Source organism: Streptomyces sp. NBC_00209 (genome assembly GCF_045206345.1).
Classification (GTDB): domain Bacteria; phylum Actinomycetota; class Actinomycetes; order Streptomycetales; family Streptomycetaceae; genus Streptomyces.
Genome location: NZ_CP108121.1, coordinates 6,124,838 through 6,150,444, shown reverse-complemented (window position 1 = coordinate 6,150,444; position 25,607 = coordinate 6,124,838). Strand labels below are relative to the sequence as shown.

Here is a 25,607-nt window from a genome sequence, read left to right as displayed (position 1 = left end):
TGGCGGCCAATCCCCTGCCACAGAGTGACACGGAGCAGTCCAACACCACCACACCAGGGGGCACCCCTTGTCCGACACCCTCGCCCCGCAGGGGGCGCACCTCACCCGTCGGCTGGTCCAGCTGTACGCGGGGCTGGCGCTGTACGGGGCGAGCTCGGCCCTACTGGTCGTCGCCGGTCTCGGCCTGGAGCCGTGGGGCGTGCTGCACCAGGGGCTCGCCGAGCGCACCGGGATCAGCATCGGGGTGGTCTCGATCATCATCGGGGCGATCGTGCTGCTGCTCTGGATCCCGCTGCGTCAGCGGCCGGGCCTGGGCACGGTGTCCAACGTGTTCGCCGTGGGCCTCGCGATGGACGGCACGCTCGCCCTGGTCCCCGAGGTGCACGGCCTCGTGGCGCGGGCCGGGGTGATGGCGGCGGGGATCGTGCTGAACGGTGTCGCGACGGGGCTGTACATCAGCGCCCGGTTCGGCCCCGGCCCCCGGGACGGGCTGATGACCGGGCTGCACCGGCGGACCGGCAAGTCGATCCGGCTGGTGCGCACGGCGATCGAGATCGCCGTCGTGGTCACCGGGTTCCTGCTCGGCGGCTCCCTCGGTGTCGGCACGGTGCTGTACGCCCTGGCCATCGGCCCGCTCGCCCAGGTCTTCCTGCGGGTCTTCGCGATCCCCGGGGAAAGCGCCCCCTCGGCCGGGACGCCCGCGCCCCGGCGGTCCATACTGCGGCGGTGACCTCCGAACGCCACCCCTATCTCGACCACCCCGTTCCGCTCGCGTTCGCCCACCGGGGCGGGGCCGCGGACGGCATCGAGAACACGGCCGCCGCCTTCCGCCGGGCCGCCGACGCCGGGTACCGCTACTTCGAGACCGATGTGCACGCGTCGGCGGACGGCCGGCTGGTCGCCTTCCACGACGCCACGCTGGACCGGGTGACGGACGCCCGGGGACGTCTGGCGGAGCTGCCGTGGAGCGAGATAGGCCGGGCCCGGGTCGCCGGGCGCGAGCCGCTGCCGCTGTTCGAGGAGCTGCTGGAGACCTTCCCCGAGGCCCGGTGGAACGTGGACGTGAAAGCGGAGGCCGCCCTCCTGCCGCTCCTGGAGCTGATCCGGGCGACGGACGCCTGGGACCGGGTGTGCGTCGGCTCGTTCTCCGAGGCCCGGGTCGCCAGGGCGCAGCGGCTGGGCGGCCCGCGCCTGGCCACCTCGTACGGCGTGCGCGGAGTGCTCGGGCTGCGGCTGCGCTCGTACGGCATCCCGGCCGCGCTGCGCGCCGGAGCGGTGTGCGCGCAGGTGCCGGAGCGCCAGAACGGCATCCGGGTGGTCGACCGCCGCTTCGTGCGCGAGGCCCATGCGCGCGGGCTCCAGGTGCATGTGTGGACGGTGAACGAACCGGAACGGATGGCCGCTCTCCTGGACCTGGGGGTGGATGGCATCATGACCGATCACATCGAGACGCTGCGCACGGTGCTGAGCGAGCGGGGGGCCTGGGCCTGACCCGCCGCCGGCCGGCCGCTGTCTTCACGGGGAGATTCCAGGGGGCGCCATGACGGCCGGGACCGCAGACACCGCCGAGCCGGCCGAGGGCGCGGCGGGCCCCGACGGCCGGGCCGCGCGGCGCAGGGAGCAGCGCGGCTGGTACTTCTACGACTTCGCGTGCTCCGTCTACTCCACGAGCGTCGTCACGGTCTTCCTCGGCCCGTACCTGACCTCGGTCGCCAAGGCCGCCGCGGACCCGGACGGCTTCGTCCACCCGCTCGGCGTCCCGGTGCGCGCCGGGTCGCTGTTCGCGTACGCGGTGTCGGCCTCGCTCGTCCTGGCGATCGTCCTGATGCCCGTGGTGGGCGCGGCGGCCGACCGTACGGGCCGCAAGAAGCCGCTCCTCGCGGCGACGGCGTACACCGGGGCCGCGGCGACGACCGCCATGTTCTTCCTGGCCGGGGAGCGCTATCTGCTCGGCGCCTTCCTGCTCATCGTGGCGAACGCCGCGACGGCGGTGGCGATGATGGTCTACAACTCCTACCTGCCGCAGATCGCGGAGCCCGAGGAGCGCGACGACGTCTCCTCGCGGGGGTGGGCGTTCGGCTACACCTCCGGGGCGCTCGTCCTCGTACTGAATCTGATCCTGTACTCGGGCCACGACTCCTTCGGCCTCTCCGAGTCCGAGGCGGTGCGCGTCTGCCTGGCGTCGGCGGGCCTCTGGTGGGGCGTCTTCACCGTCATCCCGCTGCGCCGGCTGCGCGACCGCCGGGTGGCGCCGGGCGGCCGGGGCGCGGCGACGGGCTCGGGGTGGCGGCAGCTGCGGGCCACGCTGGCGGACATGCGCCGCCATCCGCTGACCCTGTCCTTCCTGCTCGCCTACCTGGTCTACAACGACGGCGTGCAGACGGTGATCTCGCAGGCGTCGGTGTACGGCTCCGAGGAGCTGGGCCTCGGCCAGTCGACGCTGATCACGGCGGTGCTGCTGGTGCAGGTGCTGGCGGTGGCCGGGGCGCTGGCGATGGGCCGGATGGCCCGGGTGTACGGCGCGAAGCAGACGATCCTGGGTTCGCTGGTGGTGTGGACCCTGATCCTGGTCGCCGGGTACTTCCTGCCCGCCGGGTCGCCCGTCTTCTTCTATGTGCTGGCGGCGGCGATCGGCCTGGTGCTGGGCGGCAGCCAGGCGCTGTCACGCTCCCTGTTCTCGCATCTGGTGCCGCGCGGCAAGGAGGCCGAGTACTTCTCGGCGTACGAGATGAGCGACCGGGGTCTGAGCTGGCTGGGGCCCCTGGTCTTCGGGCTCGCCTACCAGCTGACCGGCAGCTACCGGGACGCGATCATCTCGCTGGTGGTCTTCTTCGTCGTCGGTTCGGTGCTGCTCGCGCGGGTCCCGCTCAGGGAGGCGGTGGCGGCGGCGGGAAACCCCGTACCGGAGCGAATTTAGACGTTGAAGTAAAAGGCCGGTAGTGTACGCCTTTGGCCTGCCCCGGGTGACCGTTACGGCGAGTGGAACTTCGCGAACCGTTGGGTGACAACTTCCGTCAAAGGTGACAAACCGGGTATGGGCGGGTACTTGAACCCTGGGAAACCTGAAAATCAGCGGTTCGACGGGCGACACATGACCGGCAACGGGAATCTTTGCCGCCGACCGGACGTTGACCGATTGACGACGACAGCGACACCTGTCCTGTGGGCGACAAGCCCGGGAGGCACGATTCATGAGTGAGCGAGCTCTCCGCGGCACGCGACTCGTGGTTACCAGCTACGAGACGGACCGCGGCATCGATCTGGCCCCGCGCCAGGCGGTGGAGTACGCATGCCAGAACGGACATCGATTCGAGATGCCGTTCTCGGTAGAGGCGGAAATTCCGCCGGAGTGGGAGTGCAAGGCGTGTGGCGCCCAGGCACTCCTGGTGGACGGGGATGGCCCCGAGGAGAAGAAGGGTAAGCCCGCGCGTACGCACTGGGACATGCTCATGGAGCGGCGTACGCGCGAGGAGCTGGAGGAGGTGCTGGCCGAACGGCTGGCCGTCCTGCGCTCCGGGGCGATGAATATTGCTGTGCATCCTCGGGACAGCAGGAAGTCTGCGTGACCCGTTAGCACGGTTCCGCGGCAGGCCGCGGGTTCGGTACGAATGTGTACCGGGCCCGCGGCTTTGTCGTTTGCTGCGGCCCGTCCCGGCCTGCGTCAAGGATTGTCCTCAATCGCCGGACGGGCTTGAAATAGCGGGGTCACCGCGTCAGCGGCGGGCGCGGCTCGTCGTCCGGGCCGGAGGGCTCGTCGCGGATGACCTCGCCCTGGACCACCTTGCCGTCGGGGCGGTGGATGCGGGCCTGCTGGAAGGCGTCCGAGAAGCCGCCGGGGGCGGCCGTCCGCATGCGGCGGTCCAGCGAGCGTTCCGCGTAACGGCTGAGTGCCGTGCGCACCGGCGGGATCAGGAGCAGCAGCCCGGCCACGTCCGAGAGCAGGCCGGGGATCATGATGAGCAGCCCGCCGAGCATCAGGAAGCCGTTGCCCCGGCCGCTCTCGGGGGCGGCGGGCGAGGAGCCGTCCGCGCCCGGCTGTCCCGGCATCCGCTGAAGCGTCTCCGTGAGGTTGCGGAAGGCCCGGCGGCCCGCGCCCTTGATCACCGCGGCGCCGAGCACGATCCCGGCGGCCAGCAGGATCACGACGGTCAGCCCGCCCGCGATGTCCGCCACCAGGATCAGCAGCCAGATCTCCAGCACCGCCCAGGCGGCGACGGCGAGAGGTACGAAGGTCCGGGCGCGCGAGCGCCCGCGGGCGGTCGGGGGCGGTGTGCCGGTCGTCATGCCCCCAGTGTGCCTGGCCACGCGTCCGTACGCCGCAAGGGGGTGACGGCCGGATCAGGGGGTACGGCGGCCGAGCACCTTGTTCGTCCGGCTGGTGACGCCCCAGGCGGTCACCCGCCACAGCGCCTCGACCAGGATGTCCTTGCTCATCTTGGAGTCGCCGACCTCGCGGTCCACGAAGGTGATCGGCACCTCGACCACATGGAAGCCGGCCTCGATCGCGCGGCGGGCCAGGTCGACCTGGAAGCAGTAGCCCTGCGAGGCGACCGCGTCCAGGCCGATGCCCTTCAGGGTCTCGGTGCGGAAGGCCCGGTAGCCGCCGGTGACGTCCCGGGTCCGCAGGCCCAGCATCAGCCGGGAGTACGTGCTGCCGCCGCGCGAGATGAACTCGCGGGACTTGGGCCAGTTCACCACCCGGCCGCCGGGCACCCAGCGGGAGCCGAGGACCAGGTCCGCGCCCTTGAGCGCGGTGAGCAGCCGGGGCAGCTCCTCGGGCTGGTGGGAGCCGTCGGCGTCCATCTCGACCAGGACGCCGTAGTCGTGGTCCATGCCCCAGCGGAAGCCGGCGAGGTAGGCCGCGCCCAGCCCTTCCTTGCCCTTGCGGTGCAGGACGTGGACGTGATCGTCGTCCGCGGCCAGCTCGTCGGCCAGCTTGCCCGTCCCGTCGGGGCTGTTGTCGTCGGCGACGAGGATGTGGGCCTCCGGCACGGCGGCGCGCACCCGGCTCACGATCGGCTTGATGTTCTCGGCCTCGTCGTAGGTCGGGATGATCACCAGGACACTGCCGAGCGGGCCGAATTGCCGCTGACCGCCGTCGTTCACTTACTGCCCCTCACGTCCGTACGCAGGTTCCCACCATATCGAGCGCGGCGGGGCGGGACGCCGACCCGGTCGGGGTGGCGCGGGAGCCGCGGCGGACAGAAGAGCGGAATCGGGGACAGAAGTGCGGATCGGGGCCCGGTGTCCTTCGGGCCGACCTGGGACCCGCTGGCTGCGGGTCGACCTAGAGCCGTTGTCTACTGAACGTCCGGGCCCCACCCGGGTCGCACCCTCCGTCCGGCTGAAACCTTCCCTCGCCCCCGAGGCGCGGGCGCTGAACCTGGCTGTCAGTGGCGGTGCGCCGGTGCGGCGCACCACCCCATGACCCAGCGGCGTTCGACGACTGCGTGGAGGTTTTACCGGTCGGACGTCCTGTGGTGGACTCGGCCGAACCTACCGGCCGATGGCCGCATTCTGTCAATACCTGCCTGACCTGCATCGATTACCGAAATTGCCTGGTCAGTCCCGAAGATCCCCAGGTGGCGTAAGAGCGGACCGGCCTTCGATCGGCGGACCGGAATGTCCGCACGTCACTCGTTCGGCCTTACGTAGACAGTTTGTCCGAGGACCACGGTGCGCAGGCAGACCGGCAGGTCGGCGCCGGGGCCGAGGTCGGGCAGCCCCGGCGTCCCGGACCGGGGGTCGGTCGACCAGCGCGCCACCCGGTCGTCCGGGGCCTGGACCACCAGCTGGTCGGTGCGCCAGACCGCGTAGTCGGCCGGGGCGCCGGGCACCAGGGTCCCCGCGTCGTCCCGCCCCAGGGCCCGCCAGCCGCCCCGGGTGTGCGCGGTGAAGGCGGCCCGGACCGAGACGCGGTGCTCCAGCGTCCGGTGGAAGGCGGCGGCCTGTACGGTCCCCCACGGGTCCAGCGGGGTCACCGGGCTGTCCGAGCCGAAGGCGAGCGGCACGCCGGCCCGCAGCAGCGCCGCGTACGGGTTGAGCGTGGCGGCCCGTCCGGCGCCGAGGCGCTGGGCGTACATGCCCTCCTCACCGCCCCACGCGGCGTCGAAGGCGGGCTGGACGGAGGCGGTGAGGCCCAGTTCCGCGAAGGCCGCGACGGTCTCGGGGGTGAGCATCTCCGCGTGCTCGACGCGGTGCCGGGCGGCCCGCACCCGGGCGAGGCCCACCTTCTCGGCGGCGGCCCTGACACCCTGGACGACCGCCGAGAGCGCCGCGTCCCCGATGGCGTGGAAGCCCGCCTGGAGCCCCGCCTCGGTGCAGGCGGCGACGTGGGCGGCGATCCGGGCGGCGTCCAGGTGGGCGGCTCCGGTGTGCGGGGCGTCGGCGTACGGCTCGTGCAGGCAGGCGGTGTGCGAGCCGAGGGAGCCGTCCACGAAGAGGTCGCCGGCCGCGCCGACGGCCCCGAGCTCGCGGATCCGCCGGGCGTCCTTCTCGTCGGCCACCTCCTGGGCCCAGTAGCCGAAGACCCGGGGCCCGGGCTGCTCGGCGGCCACCTTCAGCAGCCCGGTGAAGTCGTCCTCGTCGGAGATGTCGGGGCCGCCGCACTCGTGGAGCGAGCCGATGCCGAGGGAGGCGGCGTGGCGCAGCGCGGCGCGCTGGGCTTCGGCGCGCTGGGCGGGCGTGACGGCGTCGTGGGCGGCCGCGCGCACCGCGTGGTGGGCGGCGGCGGTCAGCGGTCCCTCGGGGTGGTATCCGGGCATCGTGGTGACGCCGGGGACGAGGTCGAGCAGGGCGGTGCCGGCGACCGCCGAGTGCACGTCGACCCGGGGCAGGTAGACGGGCCGGCCGGACGCCGCCTCGTCCAGTTCGGCGCGGGTGGGCGGGCGCTGCTCGGGCCAGCGGGTGGCGTCCCAGCCGTGCCCGAGGACGACCCGGTCCGCGGGGTGGGCTGCGACGTGGGCGCGGACGCGGGCGAGGGCGTCGCCGAGGGTGCGGGCGCCGGAGAGGTCGAGCCCGGTGAGGGCCAGGCCGGTCGAGGTGGTGTGGACGTGGGCGTCGGTGAACGCGGGGGTGACCAGGGCCCCGTCGAGGTCGATCACCTCGTCGACGCCGCTCGCGAAGGCGTCGGCGGCGCCTTCGGAGCCCACCCAGGCGACATGGCCCCGTTCGACCACCATGGCCGTTGCGAAGGGGTCGGCGGGGCTGTGGACGTCTCCACCGCGCAGCAGCACGGTGCGGTGGTCGCTCTGGGGGGCGGTGCTCTCGGTCATGAGCACCAGTCTCCCGCCTGCGCACACGTCCCCCGTGCGCGGCCCCCTAGATCTGCGGCGGGCGTGCCTCGTACGGAGTGGACAGGACGACCGTGGTGCGGGTGGAGACGCCCGCCAGCGAGCGGATGCGGGTGAGCAGGTTCTCCAGCTCCAGCGGGGTCGCCACGCGGACCTTGAGGATGTAGTTCTCGTCGCCGGCGACGCTGTGGCACGCCTCCAGCTCCGGGACTCCGGCGAGCCGTTCGGCGATGTCGTCCGGGGCGCTGGGGTCGAACGGCTTGACCGAGATGAACGCGGTCAGCGGCAGGCCGACCGCCTCCGGGTCCACGACCGCGGCATAGCCGCGGATCACCCCGCGCTGCTCCAGCCTGCGGACGCGCTGATGAACCGCCGAGGTGGACAGGCCGGTGGCCTTGCCCAGGTCGGTGTAGCTCATCCGCCCGTCCTTGACGAGCAACTCCACGATGTGACGGTCCAGCTCCTCCATATGGATCAATCTATGGCCATGAGTCGTTCCCGGCACAGCCGCCCAGCCCTTGGGACGGCACCTGCGCCGGGCATGTGACCAACGCCACAGGTTTACGCGACAGTAAGGGGACACGGAACGGTTACGGCCGATCGGCGGCGGGAAATGCTTGCTGTGGCCGAGGCCACAGCGTCATGCCGGCCCATCCGAGGGGGGATTTCCCATGCCACACCTGAAGCTCACCGGACGTACCGAACCGGAGCCCGTCGATCCGTTCGAGGACGCCGCTCCCGACGCGTACGACACCTTCGAGATGTACCGGGTCGTGTGCCCGGACTGCGCGCAGCCCATCGCGCTCCTGGCGGACGAGGACGTGCTCCCGGAGCACGCGCTGTGCCCGTCCCCGTGGAACCCGTTCGTGCTCACCGTGTGCCCCGGTACGGGGCGTGCCGCCGGGGACCCGCCCGCCGAGGCGGACGGGGTGCAGGAGCAGGAGACGGCGCTGCTGCTGACGCTCCCGCAGGGGCTCGACTGGCGGACGCAGCCCTTCTCGCACGCCGGCGGTGCCGGCTGCCGCCCGATCCGGGTGGTCTCCCCGCTCCGGCGCGAGGCCGCCTGAGCCTCCTCCTCCCGAACGCGCGGCCGGGGTGCGGCAGCAACCCGGCAGCCGGGGAGAACCGGGTGAACATGCGCCCGAATCGAACAGCCAGTTACCCCGCCGCGCCCCACGGCGTTGCCCCGGTATGACCCCGCTGCATTCAACGGCCGGCCCCGGGCGCCGCCGTCTCGTCGCTCCACCCTCCGAAGAATCGGTTCCGCAGTCCGGCTCCGTACCGGCGTCCCGGTCCGAACCACCCCGGTCGGCTCCGCGCGCGGTGCCCCATTCGAGCGATCCGCCGATCTACCGGGCGCTGCTGCGGCACTGGGAGAGCACGGGCCGGACCCTGCCGGGCCGTCATGACCAGGACTGGAACCGGATCATGACGACGCCCGTGTGGTCCGAGCGGCCGCTGCGGGTCAGCGGGACTCAGGGCCCGCGAGGTGGCGCGCGATGACCATCCGCTGAATCTGGTTGGTGCCCTCCACGATCTGGAGCACCTTGGCCTCGCGCATGAGGCGTTCGACGGGGAAGTCCTGCGTGTAGCCGTAGCCGCCCAGCACCTGGACGGCGTCGGTGGTCACCTGCATCGCGGCGTCCGTGCAGAAGAGCTTGGCCATGGCGGCCTGGCGCGAGAAGGGGCGGCCCGCGTCCCTCAGCCGGGCGGCCTCCAGGTAGAGCGCGCGGCCGGCCTCGATGCGGGTCGCCATGTCGGCGAGCAGGAACCGCAGGCCCTGGAAGTCCGCGATGGGGCGGCCGAACTGCTTGCGGCCGGTGGCGTAGCCGAGGGCCTCGTCCAGCGCGGCCTGGGCGACGCCGATGGCACAGGCGGCGATGCCGAGGCGGCCGGAGTCGAGGGCGGACAGGGCGATCGCGAAGCCCTGGCCCTCCTCGCCGATCCGGCGGGCGTCGGGGACGCGGACGCCGTCGAAGTGGAGCTGGGCGGTGGGCGAGCCCTTCATGCCCATCTTCTTCTCGGGGACGGCCGCGCTCAGCCCGGCGGCGTCGCCGGGGACGAGGAAGGCCGTGATGCCCCGGGCACCCTCGGCGCCGGTGCGGGCCAGCACGGTGTAGAAGTCGGCGATGCCGCCGTGCGTGATCCATGCCTTGGTGCCGGTGATCACCCAGTCGTCGCCGTCCCGTACGGCCTTGGTGCGCAGTGAGGCGGCGTCGGAGCCGGAGGCCGGTTCGGAGAGGCAGTAGGCGCCGAGCAGGCCGCCGGAGAGCATCGACGGGAGGTGTTCGGCGCGCTGCTCCTTGGTGCCGTAGCCGGCGAGTCCGTGGCAGGCGAGGGAGTGGACGCTGACGCCGAGGCCGACGGTGAGCCGGGCGGCGCCGAGCTCTTCGAGGACCTGGAGGTAGACCTCGTACGGCTGGTCGCCGCCGCCGTGTTCGGAGTCGTAGGGCAGGCCGAGCAGGCCGGACTCGGAGAGCAGGGTGAAGACCTCGCGGGGGAAGCGGCCCGCTTCCTCCTCCTCGGCCGCCCCCGGGACGATCTCCCGCTGGGCGATGTCCCGTACGAGGTCGATCAGCTGGCTGGATTCCTCGGTGGGCAGACGGCGTTCGACCCACTGCGGGGCACGGTCGGACATGACGGCGCTCTCCTCCCTGTCGGGCGTTGCGGCGGTCGCGCGCGCGGGGTGTGAGCGGCGCCGCCGGGGGGATCTCCGGGCGATGCCCGAAATCACTGCTGCCCAGCCGATGTTGCCCTCCCGGATTACGAGAGGCGCAGGCAGGCGGCTGTGGCGGGACGAGTATGCCCGATCGGATGGCATCCGTCACCGGTTGACCGAACATACGAATGATTGGGCTTCGGGTACCCGGCTCGGACGCCCGGAGATCATCGATATTGGTCCGAACCATTGACCCAACTGGTCTAGTCCATCTACCGTTCCCGGCGAACCGGCTTTCCGCGTTCATGCCAAATCGAGCGCCGGAAGCCGGTAGTCCATTGGCACGTCCCCTCCCCCACGAGGAGCAACCATGACCGGACTGCATCGCCCGGGAGCCCGTCTTCGGGCCCTCGCCGCTGCCGCGTGTACCGCCGCTCTGGGTGCGGCCCTGCTCGGCGTCGCCGGCACCGGCTCCGCCGGCGCGGCCCCCGCCGCGCCCCGGGCCGCCGCACCGGCAGCAGCACCCGCCGCCCCCACAGCGGCCGGTGACAAGGTGGTCGGATACTTCACCGAATGGGGTGTCTACGACCGCAATTACCACGTCAAGAACATCGAGACCTCGGGCTCGGCCGACAAGCTCACGCACATCAACTACGCCTTCGGCAACGTCCAGGGCGGCAAGTGCACGGTCGGTGACTCGTACGCGGACTACGAGAAGGCGTACACCGCCGACCAGTCCGTCGACGGCGTCGCGGACACCTGGGACCAGGAGCTGCGGGGCAACTTCAACCAGTTGCGCAAGCTGAAGAAGCTGCACCCGGACCTGAAGGTGCTCTGGTCGTTCGGCGGCTGGACCTGGTCCGGCGGCTTCGGTGAGGCCGCGCAGAACCCGGCCGCGTTCGCCGACTCCTGCTACAGCCTGGTCGAGGACCCGCGCTGGGCCGATGTGTTCGACGGCATCGACATCGACTGGGAGTACCCCAACGACTGCGGCCTGACCTGTGACACCAGCGGCCGGGAAGCCTACGGCAGCCTGCTGTCGGCGCTGCGTACGAAGTTCGGCGGCGACAACCTGGTCACCTCGGCGATCAGCGCGGACGGTTCGGACGGCGGCAAGCTGGACGCCGCCGACTACGGCGGCGCGGCGCAGTACGTCGACTGGTACAACCCGATGACGTACGACTTCTTCGGCGCCTGGGACGCGAAGGGCCCGACCGCCCCGCACTCCCCGCTGACCTCCTACGAGGGCATCCCGAGGGACGGCTTCAACAGCGAGGCGGCCATCGAGAAGCTGAAGGCGCAGGGCGTCCCGGCCTCGAAGCTGCTGCTCGGCATCGGCTTCTACGGGCGCGGCTGGACCGGCGTCACCCAGGACGCGCCGGGCGGAACGGCGACCGGCGCGGCCGCGGGTACGTACGAGGCGGGCATCGAGGACTACAAGGTCCTCAAGAACACCTGCCCCGCCACGGGCACCGTCGCGGGCACGGCGTACGCGCACTGCGGCAGCAACTGGTGGAGCTACGACACCCCGGAGACCATCGGCACCAAGATGGCGTACAAGAACCAGCAGGGCCTGGGTGGCACCTTCTTCTGGGAGCTGAGCGGTGACACCACCGACGGCGAGCTGATCAAGGCGATCGACTGACCCGGTAGCGCGGCGAACACCAGGGGCGGGGAGCCGGTCGGGCTCCCCGCCCCTGACGCGCGGGCCTAGAGCAGGCCGAGCTGCGTGACGAGCATGGCGACCACGACCACGAGGGTCCAGCCCAGGACGTGCTCCAGCAGCTTGGGGCCGTCGTCGGGGCCGCCGGTACGGGCGCGGCGGCGGGCGGCGGTGAGGGAGGCGGCAGTCGCGGTCATGGCATCTCGTTCGGTCGGCCGGCAGGGGGCACGCCCAGCACCCGGCCGGGACCCGACCACAGTGCCAGCCCGGCGGGTCCGGGGGTAGAGACGTCCGTCACTGCCACCGGGCGCCCCGCCCCGCCACCGCCCCCACGACGTGCGGAAACCGGGTGAGGGGGCGGTGCCGTGTGTGCCGGAGACCACACCGGGCGGTCAGCGCACCTCGTACGCCCTGATCATGGTCTGGCTGACCCGGGCCCCCTCCTTGTCCGTGAGCGTGACCTTCAGGTGGACGAACGTTCCGGCGGGCGCGTCGCCCGGGAGGCGGACCTGCCAGCTGTCACGGGTGGACGTGGCGCGGGCCTGGTGCCAGCCGGTGACCGCGTCGACGGTGGACTCGGTGCCGTACGCGTACTCCAGGCTCACCTTCCGCAGCGTGGCCGGCCGTGCCGAGTCGTCGGTGACGGCGCTGAGGCCGATCGTGGTCGGCTCCCCCGCCGGGCGGGAGTTGCGCAGGTCGGACGGTACGTCGAGGACCGGGACCAGCAGGTGCTGGGCGCCCTGGTCCGAGGCGTCGGTGGTGTAGACCCACTCGGTGGCGTAGGCGAGGCCCGTGCGGTCGAGCGTGCCGGCGCGGCGCTGCCACTGCTGGCGGAACGTCACTTCGGCCTTCGTCCGCGGAAGGTCGTAGGTGCCGGAGACCAGGTTCTGGGGCTCGCCGTCGAGCAGCAGCTGCCGGGTGCCGGAGTCGGTCATGCCGAGGGTGGCGTCGTGGCCGCCCGCGTCGCCGACCGGGGCGATGGTGAAGCCGAGGCGGTTGCTCTCGCGGTTCATCAGCGGCTGGGCGTAGGTGTTGCGGACGGGCCCGTAGGGCGACTTGTACCACTGGGACGTGGTGCGGCCCTTGTCCCGCTCGCGCGGCCCGTCGTAGGAGGTGCTCGTGTACGGGCCGAGGTCCCGGCGCATCAGCGTGGTCCAGGTCAGCCCGTCGCGGCCGGCCGGGGTGAAGTACTCCGTGCGCTGCTGCGGTGCGTGCAGGGGCAGGGTGGTGCCGCCGGCCCAGACGGCCGGGATGCCGGGCGCGCCGATCTTGACGTCCGACCAGTACGTCGCGTCGTCGGCGCCCTGTACGTGGTAGCGGGCGTCTTCGGCCGCGAGGTCGCGGTCCCGGACGCGCCGGGTGCCGGTGTCGATCGAGCCGTGCGAGGCGTGGGCCAGGTTGTACACGTACGGGCTGCGGTCGGTCGCGGTGCCGGACCAGGACAGGCGGACGTCGCCCTTGTCCAGGGCGGCCCGGATCGCCCGCGAGTCGGCCGCGGTGATCGTGGCCTGCGGGACGCCCTCGGGGCCGGTCAGCTGGAACCGGCCCTCGGCGTCCGGGGACGCCGCGAGCACACCCGCCGCGCCCGCCCGCCTGGCGGCGGAGTCCCAGGTGAAGGCGTTGCCGCCGCCGGTGCCCGCGTCCACGAGGGCGATGCGGCCGGTGAGGTCGTGGGCGGCGAAGTTCGCGTCGGTGCCCTTGCCGATGTACGTCACCGGCGCGGAGCCCTTGCCGTCGAACTCGGTGGCCTTCTGCACCGGGAGCGAGTCCAGGACCCGGCCACCGGGGATGGTGAACGCGGCGCGCGGCGCGGTCTGCCGGGCGGCGGCGAGGAACGTCAGCCGGTCGTCCCCGTGCGCCGACTGGGCGTAGATCCCCTTGACGTACGAGGGGACGGTGGTGAGGTAACCGGCCTGGAGGCGGCGCGAGTCGTCCAGACCGAGGGCGAGACCGATGGCGAACCCGGCGCCCTGGCTGGGGCGTTCGGTGTCCCAGGAGATACGGCGCGCGTCGCGGGCGTCGAGGGTGACCTCGGTGTCGCCGGAGACCGTCAGCTTCTCGCGGTAGAGCTGGCTGACCGAGTCGACGCTGCCGATGTCGCCGGGTTCGTCGCGGGTCATGACGAGGCCGCTCAGCGCGTACGTGCCGAGGGGCACCCGGATCGTGGTGCTGCCGGGCTCGGGGTAGCCGATGACGTAGCGCTTCGCCGTGTCGCGGTGGTCGTCGAACAGCTGGAACGTGGAGAGCGAGGACGCCGGGTCGCCGTGCCGGTCGAGGCCCTTGACGGTGAGGTCGGCGGACGGGACCTCCATGTGCACGCCGAACGGGACGGTGACGCGGACCCCGTGCGACCCGGTCGCGACGAGGCGGCCGGTGACCGTGCCGTACGCGCCGGCGCTCAGGCGGGTGCCCGGGTCGATGCGGACCGGCACCTCGGCGGTCCCCCGCGCCGGCACGGTGACCGTGGTGCGGGCGGGACGCGCGAAGCCGGAGACGCGGCTGCCGTCGTCGCCCCGGACGTCCTCGACGCGCAGGCCGAGGCGCACGTCCTTGTCCGTGAGGTTGGTGAGGGTGACCGTCTTGTCGACCGGGTCGAGGTTCCGCTGCGGGTACGCGAAGTCGCCCAGGAGCGGCACGGGCGGGGCGGTGACCGGCTGGGACACCGCGCGGGCCACGTCCATCGGGCCCGCGCCCTGCTCCAGGACCGGCGCGTCGGTGGACCGGGCCGACGAGGTGAGCAGGGCCTTGAGCCCGGCCGGGGTCAGCTCGGGGTGCTGCTGCAGGAGCAGCGCGGCGCCGCCCGCGACGTGCGGGGTGGCCATCGAGGTGCCGGACATCTCCTGGTACGCCTGGGCGCCCCGGCCACCGGAGTTGGCGGCGACGACGCCGACGCCCTGGGACGCGATGTCCGGCTTGGCGCTCACGCCGTCGACGGAGGGACCCCGGCTGGAGAAGGACGCGGTGGCGTTCTTACGGTCCACCGCGCCAACGGTGAGGGCGCTGGGCGCGCAGCCGGGGGTGGAGACGGTGCCGTGCAGCGAGGCGTTGCCGGCGGCTATGACGAACAGGGCCTGGCCGCTGAGGCGTTCCACCGCGTCGACGCCGGGTCCTGCGCAGGCGGTGTCGCCGTCGGAGCCGAGCGACATGGAGACGACGCGGGCGCCCTGGTCGACCGCCCATTCCATGCCGTTGACGATGCCGCTGAGCGAGCCGGAGCCGTCGTCGTCGAGCACCTTGCCGATGAGCAGGTCCGCCTTGGGGGCCATGCCCGCGTAGGTGCCGTGCGAGGCGGCGCCGGTGCCGGCCACGGTGGACGCGGTGTGGGTGCCGTGGCCGGTGCGGTCGTCGGTGGCCGGGGTGGAAACGAAGGTCTCGCTTCCGGCGACGCGTCCGGCGAGGTCGGGGTGGCCGGCGTCGACCCCGGTGTCCAGCACGGCGACCTTGACGCCGGAGCCGTCGAGGCCGGCCCGGTGCGCGGTGGTGGCGCCGGTGAGGGGCACGGTGGGGGTGCCGAGGCCGCTGACGGCGGTGCCCCGGACCTTGGCGTCGAGCCAGATCTTGCTGACGGCGCCGGTGGTGGCGGTCCGGGCGGCGGGGCGCTCGGTGCCCGGGTCGCCCGGCGCGAGCTTCTGCCAGGCGTCGGCGGCCGACTTCTTGCTGACGGCCAGTCCGGCGCCGCCGATGGACTCCAGGGTCGCGGTGGTCCGGGTGCCGGGGACGGCGGCGGCGCGCAGGCCCCGGGCCGCGCCGCCCGCGTACTCCACGACGACGGGCAGGGTGTCCGTGTGCGCGTCGTCGTAACCGTCGGCGACGAGCCGCCCGATGTCGAAGAGCGCGGCGTCCACGAGCCCGGCGTCCACCAGGCGCTCGACGCCCTGCGGGAACACATAGGTCCGCTTGCCGTCCTGCCAGGTCGCGGCGGCGTGGTCGGCGCCCTGGCCGTCGGCGCCGCGCAGGGCCGCCGAGAGGACCCGGCCGGCGGCGTCCACGCGGGCCTCGACCACGTCGCCGGTGATCAGGGTGACGGTGACCGCGCGGCCGGGTCCGTCGGTGAGCGGCTGGGCGGCGTCCGCCGGGGTGCCGGCGGAGGCGGCGGGGGCGGCCGCCGCGAGGAGGGCGGCGGTGGCGAGCCCGGCGGCGGTCCGGCGCCATGGCCTCGTACGTCTCATCGTTGGTCTCCAGGAGGGAAGGTGTCCGGTGACCTCGGAGGGAGGGGCCGGTGAGCAGCAGCGTGGCCAACACCGCTGCTCCGTGGGGGCCTTGGGGCTGGCGAGTGGCTGCCATGGCGCAAACCCGACACCTGCGCGGGGCCGGTCACCGGCACCGCGCGGGGGGTCCGTTGCCAGGCCGTTCCGCGGGTGGCGACACTTGAGCCATGTCGTCCCATCCAGAAGTGCCACCGTCCCCGTGGGCCGAGCCGTTCCCCGGCCCGCCCGCCTCCGTGCGCTCCTCCCTGATCCGGTTGCAGGAGGACCTGCGCCGGGCCGATGACTCACTGGTGCGGCTGCTGGGGGCGTGGCGGCCCGACGGCCGCGAGGTGCCGGGGCAGTTCGTGGAGTTCTGGGAGGGGCGCGAGGCCCAGGCCCGCCGTCTGTACGAGCTGGAGTACGGGGCCCGGACGTCCCTGATGGGGTTTCAGTCGGGGGCCAACACGGTCGCCCCCGTGCCGTCCACGCTGGCGGCGCCGGAGGACGTGACCCCGGAGGAGGAGGAAGAGGCGGAGGAGGCGCGGGACGCCGACGCGGAGCCCCCGTGGCGCAAGGACGGCAATCCCCACGCCGCGTACCGCGTCGTCGTGGACCGGGCCTTCCTCACCGAGCCGGCGGCGCTGCGGGCGCTGGACGAGCGGCTGGCGGCCGGTCATCAGGTGCGGGTGGTGGACCAGCCCCTGATCAAGCTCCTCATAGCGGACGAGGAGACCGCCATGGTGCAGTTGGAGGCGGGCAGGTCGATGGTCCTCGGGCCGCCCCTCGTACGGCTGGCGGTCGAGCTGTTCGAGTCGGTGTGGCAGCGCTCGCGGCCCTATCTGCGGGAGGACGGCGACCTCGATCCCACCGACCGCAGGCTGCTCCAGCTGATGCTGTCCGGCCTCACGGACGCGGCGACGGCCCACCAGCTCGGCACGTCGCCCCGTACGGTCCAGCGCAGGCTGCGCGCCCTGATGGACGCGGCCTCGGTCTCCTCGCGCGTCCAGCTCGGCTGGTACGCGATGCGCAACAACTGGGTCTGAGCGGGCCGTCCGGGGCGCACACGGCGCCCCGGACGACGGAACGTCACATCCGGTCGGTGTAGTACTCCAGCGTCCGGCCGTGCAGACGCTTCACCGGGTCGGTGTAGCGGTCCGCCATGGAGTTCTGCTGGAGGTAGTTGGTCACCACCCAGGTGAGGTCCTTCCCGTCGACGGTCCCGTCGTGGTTGATGTCGGCGGAACGCTTCGCGGTGCCCCGGGCGTCGTACACGGCGGCGGCGTCGCGTACGTCGATGACGTCGTCGCCGTTGACGTCACCCGCGATCAGGGCCGCCTTCGACGTGCCGCCGGCCCCGGCCACGGGCCCGTAGCCGTCCAGGCCGAGGTCGATGTCCTCGGTCCAGGCGAAGTGGCCGGGCACCCGGATCACCAGGCGGTACGGCTTCTCGGCGGGCTTCAGTCCGTCGGCCGAGATCCGGGCGGTCGCGTCGGCGGTCATCGGGTGCCGGGTGCCGTCCGGCGCGGTCAGCTCGGCCCGGAAGCCGTCGAGGCTGTAGTCGCGCCCTGTGTCGTACGCGTAGTCCTTGGTCAGCAGCGCCTCGGCGGCGGGCCGGGCGCCGAAGGTCGACTCCGGATTGAGCATCCGGACCGCGCCGTAGAACTGGATGTTCAGCGGCACCTTGGTGCCGGTGGTGTCCATGGCGCTGGTGGTGCCCGTGGTGAGCCCCGCCGATGTCGTCCAGTGCTCCCCGGTCACCTCGTACGTCACCTTGAGCAGCGGCATCGAGTCGCCGCTCAGGCCCTCCGGGTCGGAGACGTCGAAGCCGAGGGTGGTGTACGAGGACGCGCCGGCGGACACGTCGGTGGTGGTGATCTTCGACGGGCCGTGTGCGGCCAGTTCGGCGGTCGGCTCGATGCCGGCGATCCGTACGTTGCGGTCGTCGTAGCGGATCTGCGAGCTGTAGGACTTCCAGTGCTTCAGGTCGTGTGCCGTCAGGGTGTACGTGATCCGGTCGCCGGCCCGCGCCACCGGGGCGTCGGCGGCGCCGACGACGTACGGGGTGCCCTCCTTGATGAGGTTGAGGGAGCGTACGTCACTGATGTTCCCGGCGGCGTCCGCGGGCCACATCTTGACGTAGGCGGTCGGCGGGCCGGGAGAGATGGCCACCGACGCGTCGACGTTGCCGTCGGCGTCGGCGTTGACGTGCCCGGTGGGCGCGTTGGGGCTGTACGTCGAGTAGTACAGCGCGTTGTCCTTCTGGCCGATGTCGAGCCCGGCCTTGTGGATCGCGTCGGTCTCGCCGTCGCGCAGCCGGCCCGAGAAGGCGAACGACGTGGCGTCGGCGGGAATCTCCACGACCGTGGGGCGGGACGGGTCCCAGGCGCCGTAGGCGTCCTCGTACGTGGGGGCGTGCGAGTCGACGTAGATGTCGCGCAGTTCCGTGTCGGTGCCGCCGAAGGCGTCGGTGCCCACGATGCGCAGCTTGTAGTGGCCGTCGGCGACCCAGCGGCCCCGGGGATCGAACGGCGTGTCCTTGCGCCCGGTCACCGGGAAGTACCAGCCGCCGACCGTCGCCGGGCCGTACAGCACGCCCTCGGTGAGGCCGGTCGTGTTGATCCCGCCCATGTAGCCGAGGTCCTTGCCGCGGGCGTCGGCGAGGAAGATGTCGACGCTCGTCAGCTGTCCGGCCATGCGCAGGTCGAAGGTGGCGGCGCCGCCGCCGACGGACCCGGCGTCGGAGAACTGGTTGGTCGAGATGACCTGCTTCGTCATGTCGATCTCCGCGAAGCCGGACTCGGCGACGCGCAGCCCGAACGGCATGCGCAGGGCATGAAGTCCCGTGCCCTGTACGGGAGTCAGGGTGACGAAGCCCTCGTAGTAGCCGGCCGGCGCGTCGGACGGCACCCGCAGGGTGGTGCGGACGGGTGTGCGGCCGTGCGGCTTGCTGGTCACCTGGCGGTCGGCGGACAGGGTGATACCGGCGGCGCGGGCGTCCCCGGAGGCCCCGTTGCCCCGGGTGAAGGCGGCGGCGACCACGTAACGCCCCTTGGTGCCACTGTCGTTGACCAGGTCGAGCCGCTTCTCGACTCGGGCGGACCGGCCGACCGGGAGCAGCCCGAGGTCGAGCGCGCCGGTGCGGTGGTCCAGCTCCTTGCGCGTGCCGTCCAGGGAGACGTACGGGGTCTTCGCGGACACCTGGAGGGAGGTCTCGGTGTGCACGGCGGCGTACGGGTCGACCGCGCCGGCGCCCGCGTCGAAGACGCTCACCTTGCCGGGCACCGGGCGGGCGGTGTTCATCAGTGCCGCCTTGACCCCGTCCGGCGTGAGCCGGTGGTCGTGCTGGAGCAGCAGCGCGGCGGCCCCGGCGACGTACGGCGAGGCCATGGAGGTGCCGCTGAGGCGGGCGTACGCGGCGGAGTAGTCGCCCGTCTCCGGCGCGACGGTGTCCGCCGGGACGGACGAGAGCACGCTGACGCCGGGCGCGGTGACCTCGGGCTTGATGGCGCCGGTGCCGTACGCCGGGCCGCGCGAGCTGAAGTCGGCGAGCCCGCCGCTGCCGAGCACGAACGTACCGCCCTCCGTGAACGTGAGGCGGGCGGTGGCGTCGGCGGTCCCGGCGGCCAGCGCGGTGCCCTCGGCGGCGGTCAGCGAGAAGGCCGGCACGTAGGCGGGGCTCTCGCCGATGTAGTTCGGGATGTGGCCCTCGTCCGCGTTGTCGTTGACGAGGAGGACGGCGACGGCGCCCATGGTGGCGGCGCGGCGCACCTTCTCGTCCAGGGTGATCCCGCCGCGCTTCACGAGGACGGCCCTGCCCTTGACGTCCTTGCCGCTGTAGCCGGCCGCGGTGCCGGTGCCGGCGTCGGCGACCGGGTAGGTGCCCGAGGTCAGGTCGGAGAGCGCGTCGCCGAACGGCCGGGCGAGCAGCCGGCCCGTGGCCGAGGTGGTGCCCGCGGCGATGCGGTACTCCGGCAGGGTCATCGGTTCGTCGTGCGCGCCCACGGTGAGCGGCAGCGCGGCGGCGCCCGGGGTGCCGAGGGTGTTACCGGCCGGGCCGCTGTTGCCGGCGGCGATGACGGTGGTGATCCCCGCGAGCACCAGGTTGTCGGCGGCTATCGCTTCCGGGCTCATCGGGTCGTTGACCGCCGCGCCGAGCGACATGTTGACGACGTCCATGCCGTCGTCGGCCGCCCGGTCCATCGCGGCCATGATGTCGCTCGTACGACCGCGCCCGTACGGGCCCAGCACCCGGTACGCGTACACGGAGGCTCCCGGCGCCACGCCGTGCGCGGCGCGCTCCTCGGACTCCGCGCCCCGGCCGGCGACGATGCCGGCGACGTGCGTGCCGTGCTCGGTGTAGTACAGGGAGCCCTGGTTGGTCTCGGCCTGCCCGGACGCCTTCCAGTCGGCGTACGTGGTCTCCATCGGGTCGGCGTCGTCGTCCACGAAGTCGTAGCCGCCCTTGAACGCGGCCTTGAGGTCGGGGTGGTGGTAGTCGATGCCGGTGTCGATGATGCCGACCTTGACGCCCTTGCCGGTGATGCCCTCGGCGTGCAGCCGGGCCACCCCGTCGTCGTCCTGGGTGGCGCCGGAGGTCCCGCCGCCGTCGGCGGGGGCGGGGCGGTCGAGCGCCTTGACCGTGGTGTCCGGCCAGACGGCGGTGACCTCGTCGTTGTCGAGGAGTTCGGCGACGCGGTCGCCGGGGAGCCTGAGGCTCACGCCGTCGAAGCTGTGGGTGTAGGTGCGGCCGGGCTTCGGGGCCGCCGCCGTCCTGGCGCGGTGCGCGAACATGCCGTCCAGCGCGGTGCGGAAGCGCTGGTGCGCCTTGGTCACGGCGTCCTGGGCGGCGGACTCGCTGACCGTGCGGCCCTCGGCCGCGGCGAGCAGGCGGGCGGTCCTGGCGGGCGGGGTCTTCAGCTGGACGATGACGTCGACGGGCTTGCTGCTGCGCAGCGCGGCCTTGTCGGTGACGTGCAGGCCGCCCATGTCCAGGGCGGCCATGCGGTGCAGGGCTCCCAGCTCCTGGTCGTCCAGGGAGGCGAGCAGGTCGGCTCCACCCGGCGTACCGGACGCGGAGGGTGCGGCGAAGGCTGCGGGGGCGGTGGCCGCGAGGGTGGCGAGCACGGTTGCCGCCGCGGCCAGGGCCAGGTGTCTGCGCCCCGGGGCTTGCGTCATGATTCGTGGGCTCCGCTCTGGGCAGGGACGGTGTCCCCCTCGCCTCATGAGCTGCGGGGGACGGGCATCGCATGATCGTCGGTGCGTGGGCCTCCGGTGGGAATGGGGAACCGGTGGCGAGATCCCGCCTGTCGTCAAGTCGCCAGCAGGAAAAGGCCAGTTCGGGAACTGGCGACAACACGTCGTGTCATGCATCCGCCACGCGTGGGTGCTGCGGCGCCCCGCCCGGGCTCGGTAGACCCGTGCCACGACCTTTCGCCGGCGCCCACGACTCCGGCGGGAGATCCCCGACGCGGTCCCGGTCCTGCCGAGGCCCCCGCCACGCGAAAGGGCATCCATGTCCCGCCCCATCACCACGCGCCGCAGACGCCGGTTCACCGCCGCCGTCCTGGCGGCCGGCCTGACCGGCTCGCTGATGAGCCTGTCGGCACTGCCCGCCCAAGCCGCCGACGTACCGCATCCGTTGGGGACGGCCGTCCCGGACGCACCCAAGAAGGCCCTGGCCTCCCAGCGCGACAAGCTGGGCGCCCACGACCGTACGCTGCTCCAGAAGGCCGAGAGCAGGAAGGCCAAGACGGTCACCGTCCTGCTGGCCACCGGCGAGGGCGACACCGGGGCGCTGCGCAGGAAGGTCGCGGACCTCGGCGGCCGGGTCGCCAGGGCCGACGACAAGCTGGGCTACGTCCGCGCCACCGTGCCGACCGGCAAGGTCACCGCGCTCGCCGCGCTCTCCTCGGTCCGGGCCGTCGACCTCAACGAGACGTACAAGATCCCCGACCCGTCGCCGGTCGCCACCGAGGACCGGAAGAAGGACGACAAGGGCCACGACGGCCACGGCCCCGGCACGCCGAAGGCCCCGGGCCGCACCACCCCGGCCGACAACCCCTACCTGCCCGTGGCCGAGACCGGGTCCACCGGCTTCACCGAGGACCACCGCACCTGGGACGGCCGGGGCGTCACCGTCGGCATCCTGGACACCGGCGTCGACCTCGCCCACCCGGCGCTGCGCACCACCACGACCGGGCAGCCGAAGATCAAGGACTGGGTCACCGCGACCGACCCGGTGACGGACGGCGACCCGACCTGGCTGGAGATGCGGCTGAAGGTCACCGCGAAGGACGGCACCTTCCGCTACGGCGGGGTCGACTACAAGGCCCCCGACGGCGACTACGAGTTCCAGGTGTTCAAGGAGGGCGACACCTGGGGCGGCGAGCTGGAAGGCGACGTCAACCGGGACGGCGACTACAACGACACGTTCGGCGTCCTGTACCGCAAGGCGGACCACCGGGTCTGGGTCGACGCGAACCTCGACCGGACCTTCGGCGACGCCGATGTGGTCGAGCCGTACGCGAAGTCCGGCACGTGGGCCGCGTTCGGCAAGGACGACCCGGACACGGCCGTCGCCGAGTCGATGCCGTTCACGGTCGAGTACCGCGACGACGTGGACCTGTCGGCGCGGGGCAGCACGAGCGCCGGCAAGAAGGCGGACTTCGTCAGCATCGGCATCGTCTCCGGCGCCCACGCCACCCATGTCGCGGGCATCACCGCGGGCCACCGGCTGTTCGGCGGGAAGATGGACGGCGCCGCGCCCGGCGCCCGCATTGTCTCCGAGCGCGTCTGTCTCTTCGCCGCCGGCTGCACCTCGTACGCCCTCACCGAGGGCATGATCGACGTCGTCGTCAACAAGGGCGCCGACGTCGTCAACCTCTCGATCGGCGGGCTGCCCGCGCTCAACGACGGCGCCAACGTCCGCTCGGTCCTCTACAACCGGCTGATCGACCAGTACGGCGTGCACATCGTCTCGTCGGCGGGCAACGACGGTCCCGGCATGAACACGGTGTCCGACCCGGCCGTCGCCGACAAGGTCATCGCGGTGGGCGCCTCGGTCAGCAAGGACACCTGGTGGGCGGATTACGGCTCCGAGGTGAAGGACCGCCGGTCGCTGTTCCCGTTCTCGGCGCGCGGGCCGCGTGAGGACGGCGGCATGAAGCCGGAGATCGTCGCCCCGGGCGCCGCGGTCTCCTCCATCCCGACCTGGCTGCCCGGCGAGGGCGTGCCCCAGGCCGGTTACGAGCTTCCCCCGGGCTACGGCATGTTCAACGGCACGTCGATGGCCTCGCCGCAGGCCGCGGGTGCCGTCGCCGTCCTGCTCTCCGCCGCGTCCGCCTCGCACGTCAAGGTGTCGCCCGCCGGGATGCGGTCCGCGCTGACCAGCTCGGCGACGTACCTGCCGGACCAGCCCGCGTACGCGCAGGGCGCCGGCCTCGTCTCCGTACCGGCGGCGTGGAAGCTGCTGGCGAAGGGCCCGAAGCCGACGGCGTACTCCGTCGAGGCGCCGGTCTGCGGTGTCCTCGCGGGCATGCTGACCACCCCCGAGTCCGGTACCGGCGTCTACAACCGCTGCTCCCCCGCCGACGGCGGGCAGCCGCTGCACCGCCCGAAGAACTACACGGTGAAGCTCACCCGCACCGGCTCCGGCAGCCGTGAGGCCGGCCTCTCCTGGGTCGGCAACGACGGTACGTTCAGCGCCCCGCGCACGGTGAAGCTCAGCGAGGGCAGGGCCACCGGCATCACCGTCCGCGCCCAGGCGAAGTCCACCGGCGCGCACTCGGCGCTGCTGCGCGTGGACGACCCGGCCACCCCCGGTACCGACCTGCTCGTCCCGGTCACCGTCGTGGCCGCCGCCGACCCGGCGAAGCCGTCGTACGCGGTGTCCACCGCGGGCACGGTCGACCGCAACGCCACCCGCTCGTTCTTCGTCTCCGTACCCAAGGGCGCGGCGGCACTGAAGGTGGACCTGTCCGGCGTCTCCCGTGACAGCCAGACCCGGTTCCTGGCCGTCGACCCGCAGGGCATGCCGGTCGAGGACACCACCGTGAGCCGCTGCTACACCCACTTCTCGGACGAGGCGGACTGCGCCTCCGGCTCGCGCACGTACGCGCAGCCGATGCCCGGCGTCTGGGAGTTCGAGGTGGAGGCGCGCCGCACCTCGCCGCAGCTCACCAACCCGTACCGGCTGACCACGACCGTGCAGGGCGCCACGCTCGACCCGGCGTCCTCGGTGATCGAGGAGGCGGCGCTGCACTCGGCGGCCGAGAAGAGCTTCACGGCCGTCAACCGGTTCGCGCCGGTGACCGCGCACGCGGTGGGCGGCGTCCTGGGCGCGCTGTCCGAGGCCCACCCGACCGTCTCCGACCAGGACATGACCGGCAAGCAGGTCACGGTGCCCCGGGACGCGACGCGTTTCGAGGTGTCGATGGGCAACGCATCCGACCCGGACGCCGACCTGGACCTGTACCTGCTGACCCAGTCGGGGCAGCTCGTGGCCTCCTCCACCAACGGCGGCTCCCGCGAGTCCATCGTGCTGGACAAGCCGACGCCCGGCTACTACCTGCTCTACATCGCGGGTACGGACGTGCCGTCGGGCAGCACCTCGTTCGACATCCAGGACACGATGTTCTCCTCGTCGCTCGGCGCGGTGACCGTGGACCAGGACAAGCCGGTACGCCTCGCCAACGGCACGTCGGCCAAGGTCAGCGGCCGGCTGGTCGCGGACACCGTGCCGCCGGCGGGCCGTCGCCTGGTGGGCCGGTTCTCGCTGGCGAGCGACACCGGCGCCACGCTGGGCAGTGCCGACGTGCTGATCGGCAAGGTCGTCACCCCGCATGCGGAGATCACCTCCTCGTTCGGCCCGGCGATTGCCTTCAGCCTGGACGACAGCGGCCGGATGGCCGGCTCGCAACAGGTCTCCGGCCATGGCCGGCCGATGCGCTGGGACGCGGAGAAGGGCGTCACGCTGCTCGACAACGCCGACGCCCGTGACGGCCACGTCCTCAACCAGAGCCAGTCCAAGGGGTACGCCACCGGTCAGCTGACGCTCGCCGAGGGCACCCGGGCGGGTGTCTGGGACGCGGACGGCAAGCTCACCACACTGCCGCTGCCCGACTGGGAGACCTACCGCTTCGCGCGCGGCTTCGCCGTCAACGACTCCGGTACGGTCGTGGGCAACGCCACGGGCAACATCACCGACCCGGCCACCGGACGCAGCCTCGAAGTGAACGAGGGCTTCGTCTGGAGCGCGGCGGACGGCTTCCGCAAGCTGCCGCACCTCACCGAGAGCCGCAACCTGACCGAGCCGATCGCCATCAACAACGCCGGTGTGGTGGTCGGCCACTCCTCGAAGGACGGCAAGCGCCGCGCCGTGAAGTGGGACGCGGACGGGAAGATCACCGACCTGGGCACGCTGCCGGGCATGGCCGACAGCTACGCCGAGTCGGTCAACGCCTCGGGAACGATCGTCGGCACCAGCGGTGACGACGCGTTCGTCCTCAAGCCCGGCTCCACGATGGCCCGGCTGCCCGACTTCGGATTCGACGCGAAGGCTCTGGCCGTGAACGACGCGGGCTGGATCATGGGAACGGCGCAGACCACGCCGGACACGGACACCGCGGTCGTCTGGGACCCCGAGGGCCGGATGTACGAGCTGTCGGCGATGACCGGCTCCTCGCGCTTCGTTCCGCTGGAGGGCATCAGCATCAACAACCGGGGCGAGGTGGCGTACTACGCCATGGACGTGGAGAACGGGGGCTCGACCAAGGTCGTCCTGGCTCAGCTGCCTTCCTGACCCCCGC

The 25,607-nt window shown here is 72.6% G+C and carries 16 protein-coding genes; 8 read left to right on the top strand and 8 right to left on the bottom strand.

Features of this window, described 5'->3' with window-relative positions; all coding sequences use genetic code 11:
• Positions 1–67: 67 nt before the first annotated feature.
• The 4 genes from OG867_RS27980 (at position 68) to OG867_RS27965 (ending at position 3,566) form a co-directional block, all read left to right on the top strand.
• Positions 68–730, top strand: coding sequence for a YitT family protein (locus OG867_RS27980; protein WP_406289472.1), 663 nt, complete (start codon positions 68–70; stop codon positions 728–730).
• Complete coding sequence (locus OG867_RS27975) at positions 727–1,491, top strand: glycerophosphodiester phosphodiesterase (RefSeq protein ID WP_328899182.1); 765 nt, start codon at positions 727–729, stop codon at positions 1,489–1,491. Before OG867_RS27980 ends, OG867_RS27975 begins: the two co-directional genes overlap by 4 nt.
• A gap of 49 nt (positions 1,492–1,540) precedes the next feature.
• A complete protein-coding gene (locus OG867_RS27970; protein ID WP_406289468.1) occupies positions 1,541–2,917 on the top strand; it encodes an MFS transporter in 1,377 nt (458 codons plus the stop codon).
• A 274-nt stretch (positions 2,918–3,191) separates the two neighbouring features.
• Complete coding sequence (locus OG867_RS27965; protein WP_003959706.1) at positions 3,192–3,566, top strand: RNA polymerase-binding protein RbpA; 375 nt, start codon at positions 3,192–3,194, stop codon at positions 3,564–3,566.
• Positions 3,567–3,705: 139 nt separating this feature from the next.
• On the opposite strand, the gene fxsA is transcribed toward OG867_RS27965, so the two are convergent.
• The 4 genes from fxsA to OG867_RS27945 all read right to left on the bottom strand — a co-directional run bounded on the left by fxsA (position 3,706) and on the right by OG867_RS27945 (position 7,761).
• On the bottom strand, positions 3,706–4,284 hold the full coding sequence (gene fxsA, locus OG867_RS27960; protein WP_406289465.1) for an FxsA family membrane protein: 579 nt from the start codon (positions 4,282–4,284) through the stop codon (positions 3,706–3,708).
• Positions 4,285–4,338: 54 nt separating this feature from the next.
• On the bottom strand, positions 4,339–5,106 hold the full coding sequence (locus OG867_RS27955) for a polyprenol monophosphomannose synthase (RefSeq protein ID WP_406289463.1): 768 nt from the start codon (positions 5,104–5,106) through the stop codon (positions 4,339–4,341).
• A gap of 527 nt (positions 5,107–5,633) precedes the next feature.
• The gene (locus tag OG867_RS27950; RefSeq protein ID WP_406289461.1) at positions 5,634–7,274 is read right to left on the bottom strand and encodes an amidohydrolase; all 1,641 of its coding nucleotides are present in this window, start codon (positions 7,272–7,274) and stop codon (positions 5,634–5,636) included.
• Between the two features lie 46 nt (positions 7,275–7,320).
• Positions 7,321–7,761 (bottom strand): Lrp/AsnC family transcriptional regulator, encoded by a 441-nt coding sequence (locus OG867_RS27945; RefSeq protein WP_018103953.1) that lies wholly within the window; start codon positions 7,759–7,761, stop codon positions 7,321–7,323.
• 202 nt (positions 7,762–7,963) lie between these two features.
• On the opposite strand from OG867_RS27945, the gene OG867_RS27940 reads away from it, so the two are divergent.
• On the top strand, positions 7,964–8,359 hold the full coding sequence (locus OG867_RS27940) for a hypothetical protein (RefSeq protein WP_328899186.1): 396 nt from the start codon (positions 7,964–7,966) through the stop codon (positions 8,357–8,359).
• A 398-nt stretch (positions 8,360–8,757) separates the two neighbouring features.
• Here OG867_RS27940 and OG867_RS27935 read toward each other — a convergent pair whose 3' ends face one another.
• Positions 8,758–9,930 carry an acyl-CoA dehydrogenase family protein gene (locus OG867_RS27935; protein ID WP_328899187.1) on the bottom strand — a complete coding sequence of 391 codons (1,173 nt, stop codon included), beginning with the start codon at positions 9,928–9,930 and terminating at the stop codon, positions 8,758–8,760.
• Between the two features lie 391 nt (positions 9,931–10,321).
• Here OG867_RS27935 and OG867_RS27930 point away from each other — a divergent pair, with 391 nt between their 5' ends.
• Positions 10,322–11,596 (top strand): glycoside hydrolase family 18 protein, encoded by a 1,275-nt coding sequence (locus OG867_RS27930; protein WP_406289456.1) that lies wholly within the window; start codon positions 10,322–10,324, stop codon positions 11,594–11,596.
• Positions 11,597–11,661: 65 nt separating this feature from the next.
• Here OG867_RS27930 and OG867_RS27925 read toward each other — a convergent pair whose 3' ends face one another.
• Positions 11,662–11,811: an SCO1431 family membrane protein gene (locus OG867_RS27925; RefSeq protein WP_406289454.1), complete on the bottom strand. Its 150-nt coding sequence runs from the start codon at positions 11,809–11,811 to the stop codon at positions 11,662–11,664.
• A gap of 195 nt (positions 11,812–12,006) precedes the next feature.
• Positions 12,007–15,783 carry a S8 family serine peptidase gene (locus tag OG867_RS27920; protein ID WP_406289452.1) on the bottom strand — a complete coding sequence of 1,259 codons (3,777 nt, stop codon included), beginning with the start codon at positions 15,781–15,783 and terminating at the stop codon, positions 12,007–12,009.
• A gap of 206 nt (positions 15,784–15,989) precedes the next feature.
• Here OG867_RS27920 and OG867_RS27915 point away from each other — a divergent pair, with 206 nt between their 5' ends.
• Positions 15,990–16,844, top strand: a complete 855-nt coding sequence (locus OG867_RS27915; protein ID WP_406289450.1) for a helix-turn-helix transcriptional regulator — start codon at positions 15,990–15,992, stop codon at positions 16,842–16,844.
• 43 nt (positions 16,845–16,887) lie between these two features.
• Here the strand turns inward: OG867_RS27915 and OG867_RS27910 are convergent, their stop codons facing one another.
• Positions 16,888–20,976, bottom strand: a complete 4,089-nt coding sequence (locus OG867_RS27910; RefSeq protein ID WP_406289448.1) for a S8 family serine peptidase — start codon at positions 20,974–20,976, stop codon at positions 16,888–16,890.
• Between the two features lie 337 nt (positions 20,977–21,313).
• Here OG867_RS27910 and OG867_RS27905 point away from each other — a divergent pair, with 337 nt between their 5' ends.
• The gene (locus tag OG867_RS27905; protein WP_406289445.1) at positions 21,314–25,600 is read left to right on the top strand and encodes a S8 family serine peptidase; all 4,287 of its coding nucleotides are present in this window, start codon (positions 21,314–21,316) and stop codon (positions 25,598–25,600) included.
• The last annotated feature ends 7 nt before the right edge of the window (positions 25,601–25,607 follow it).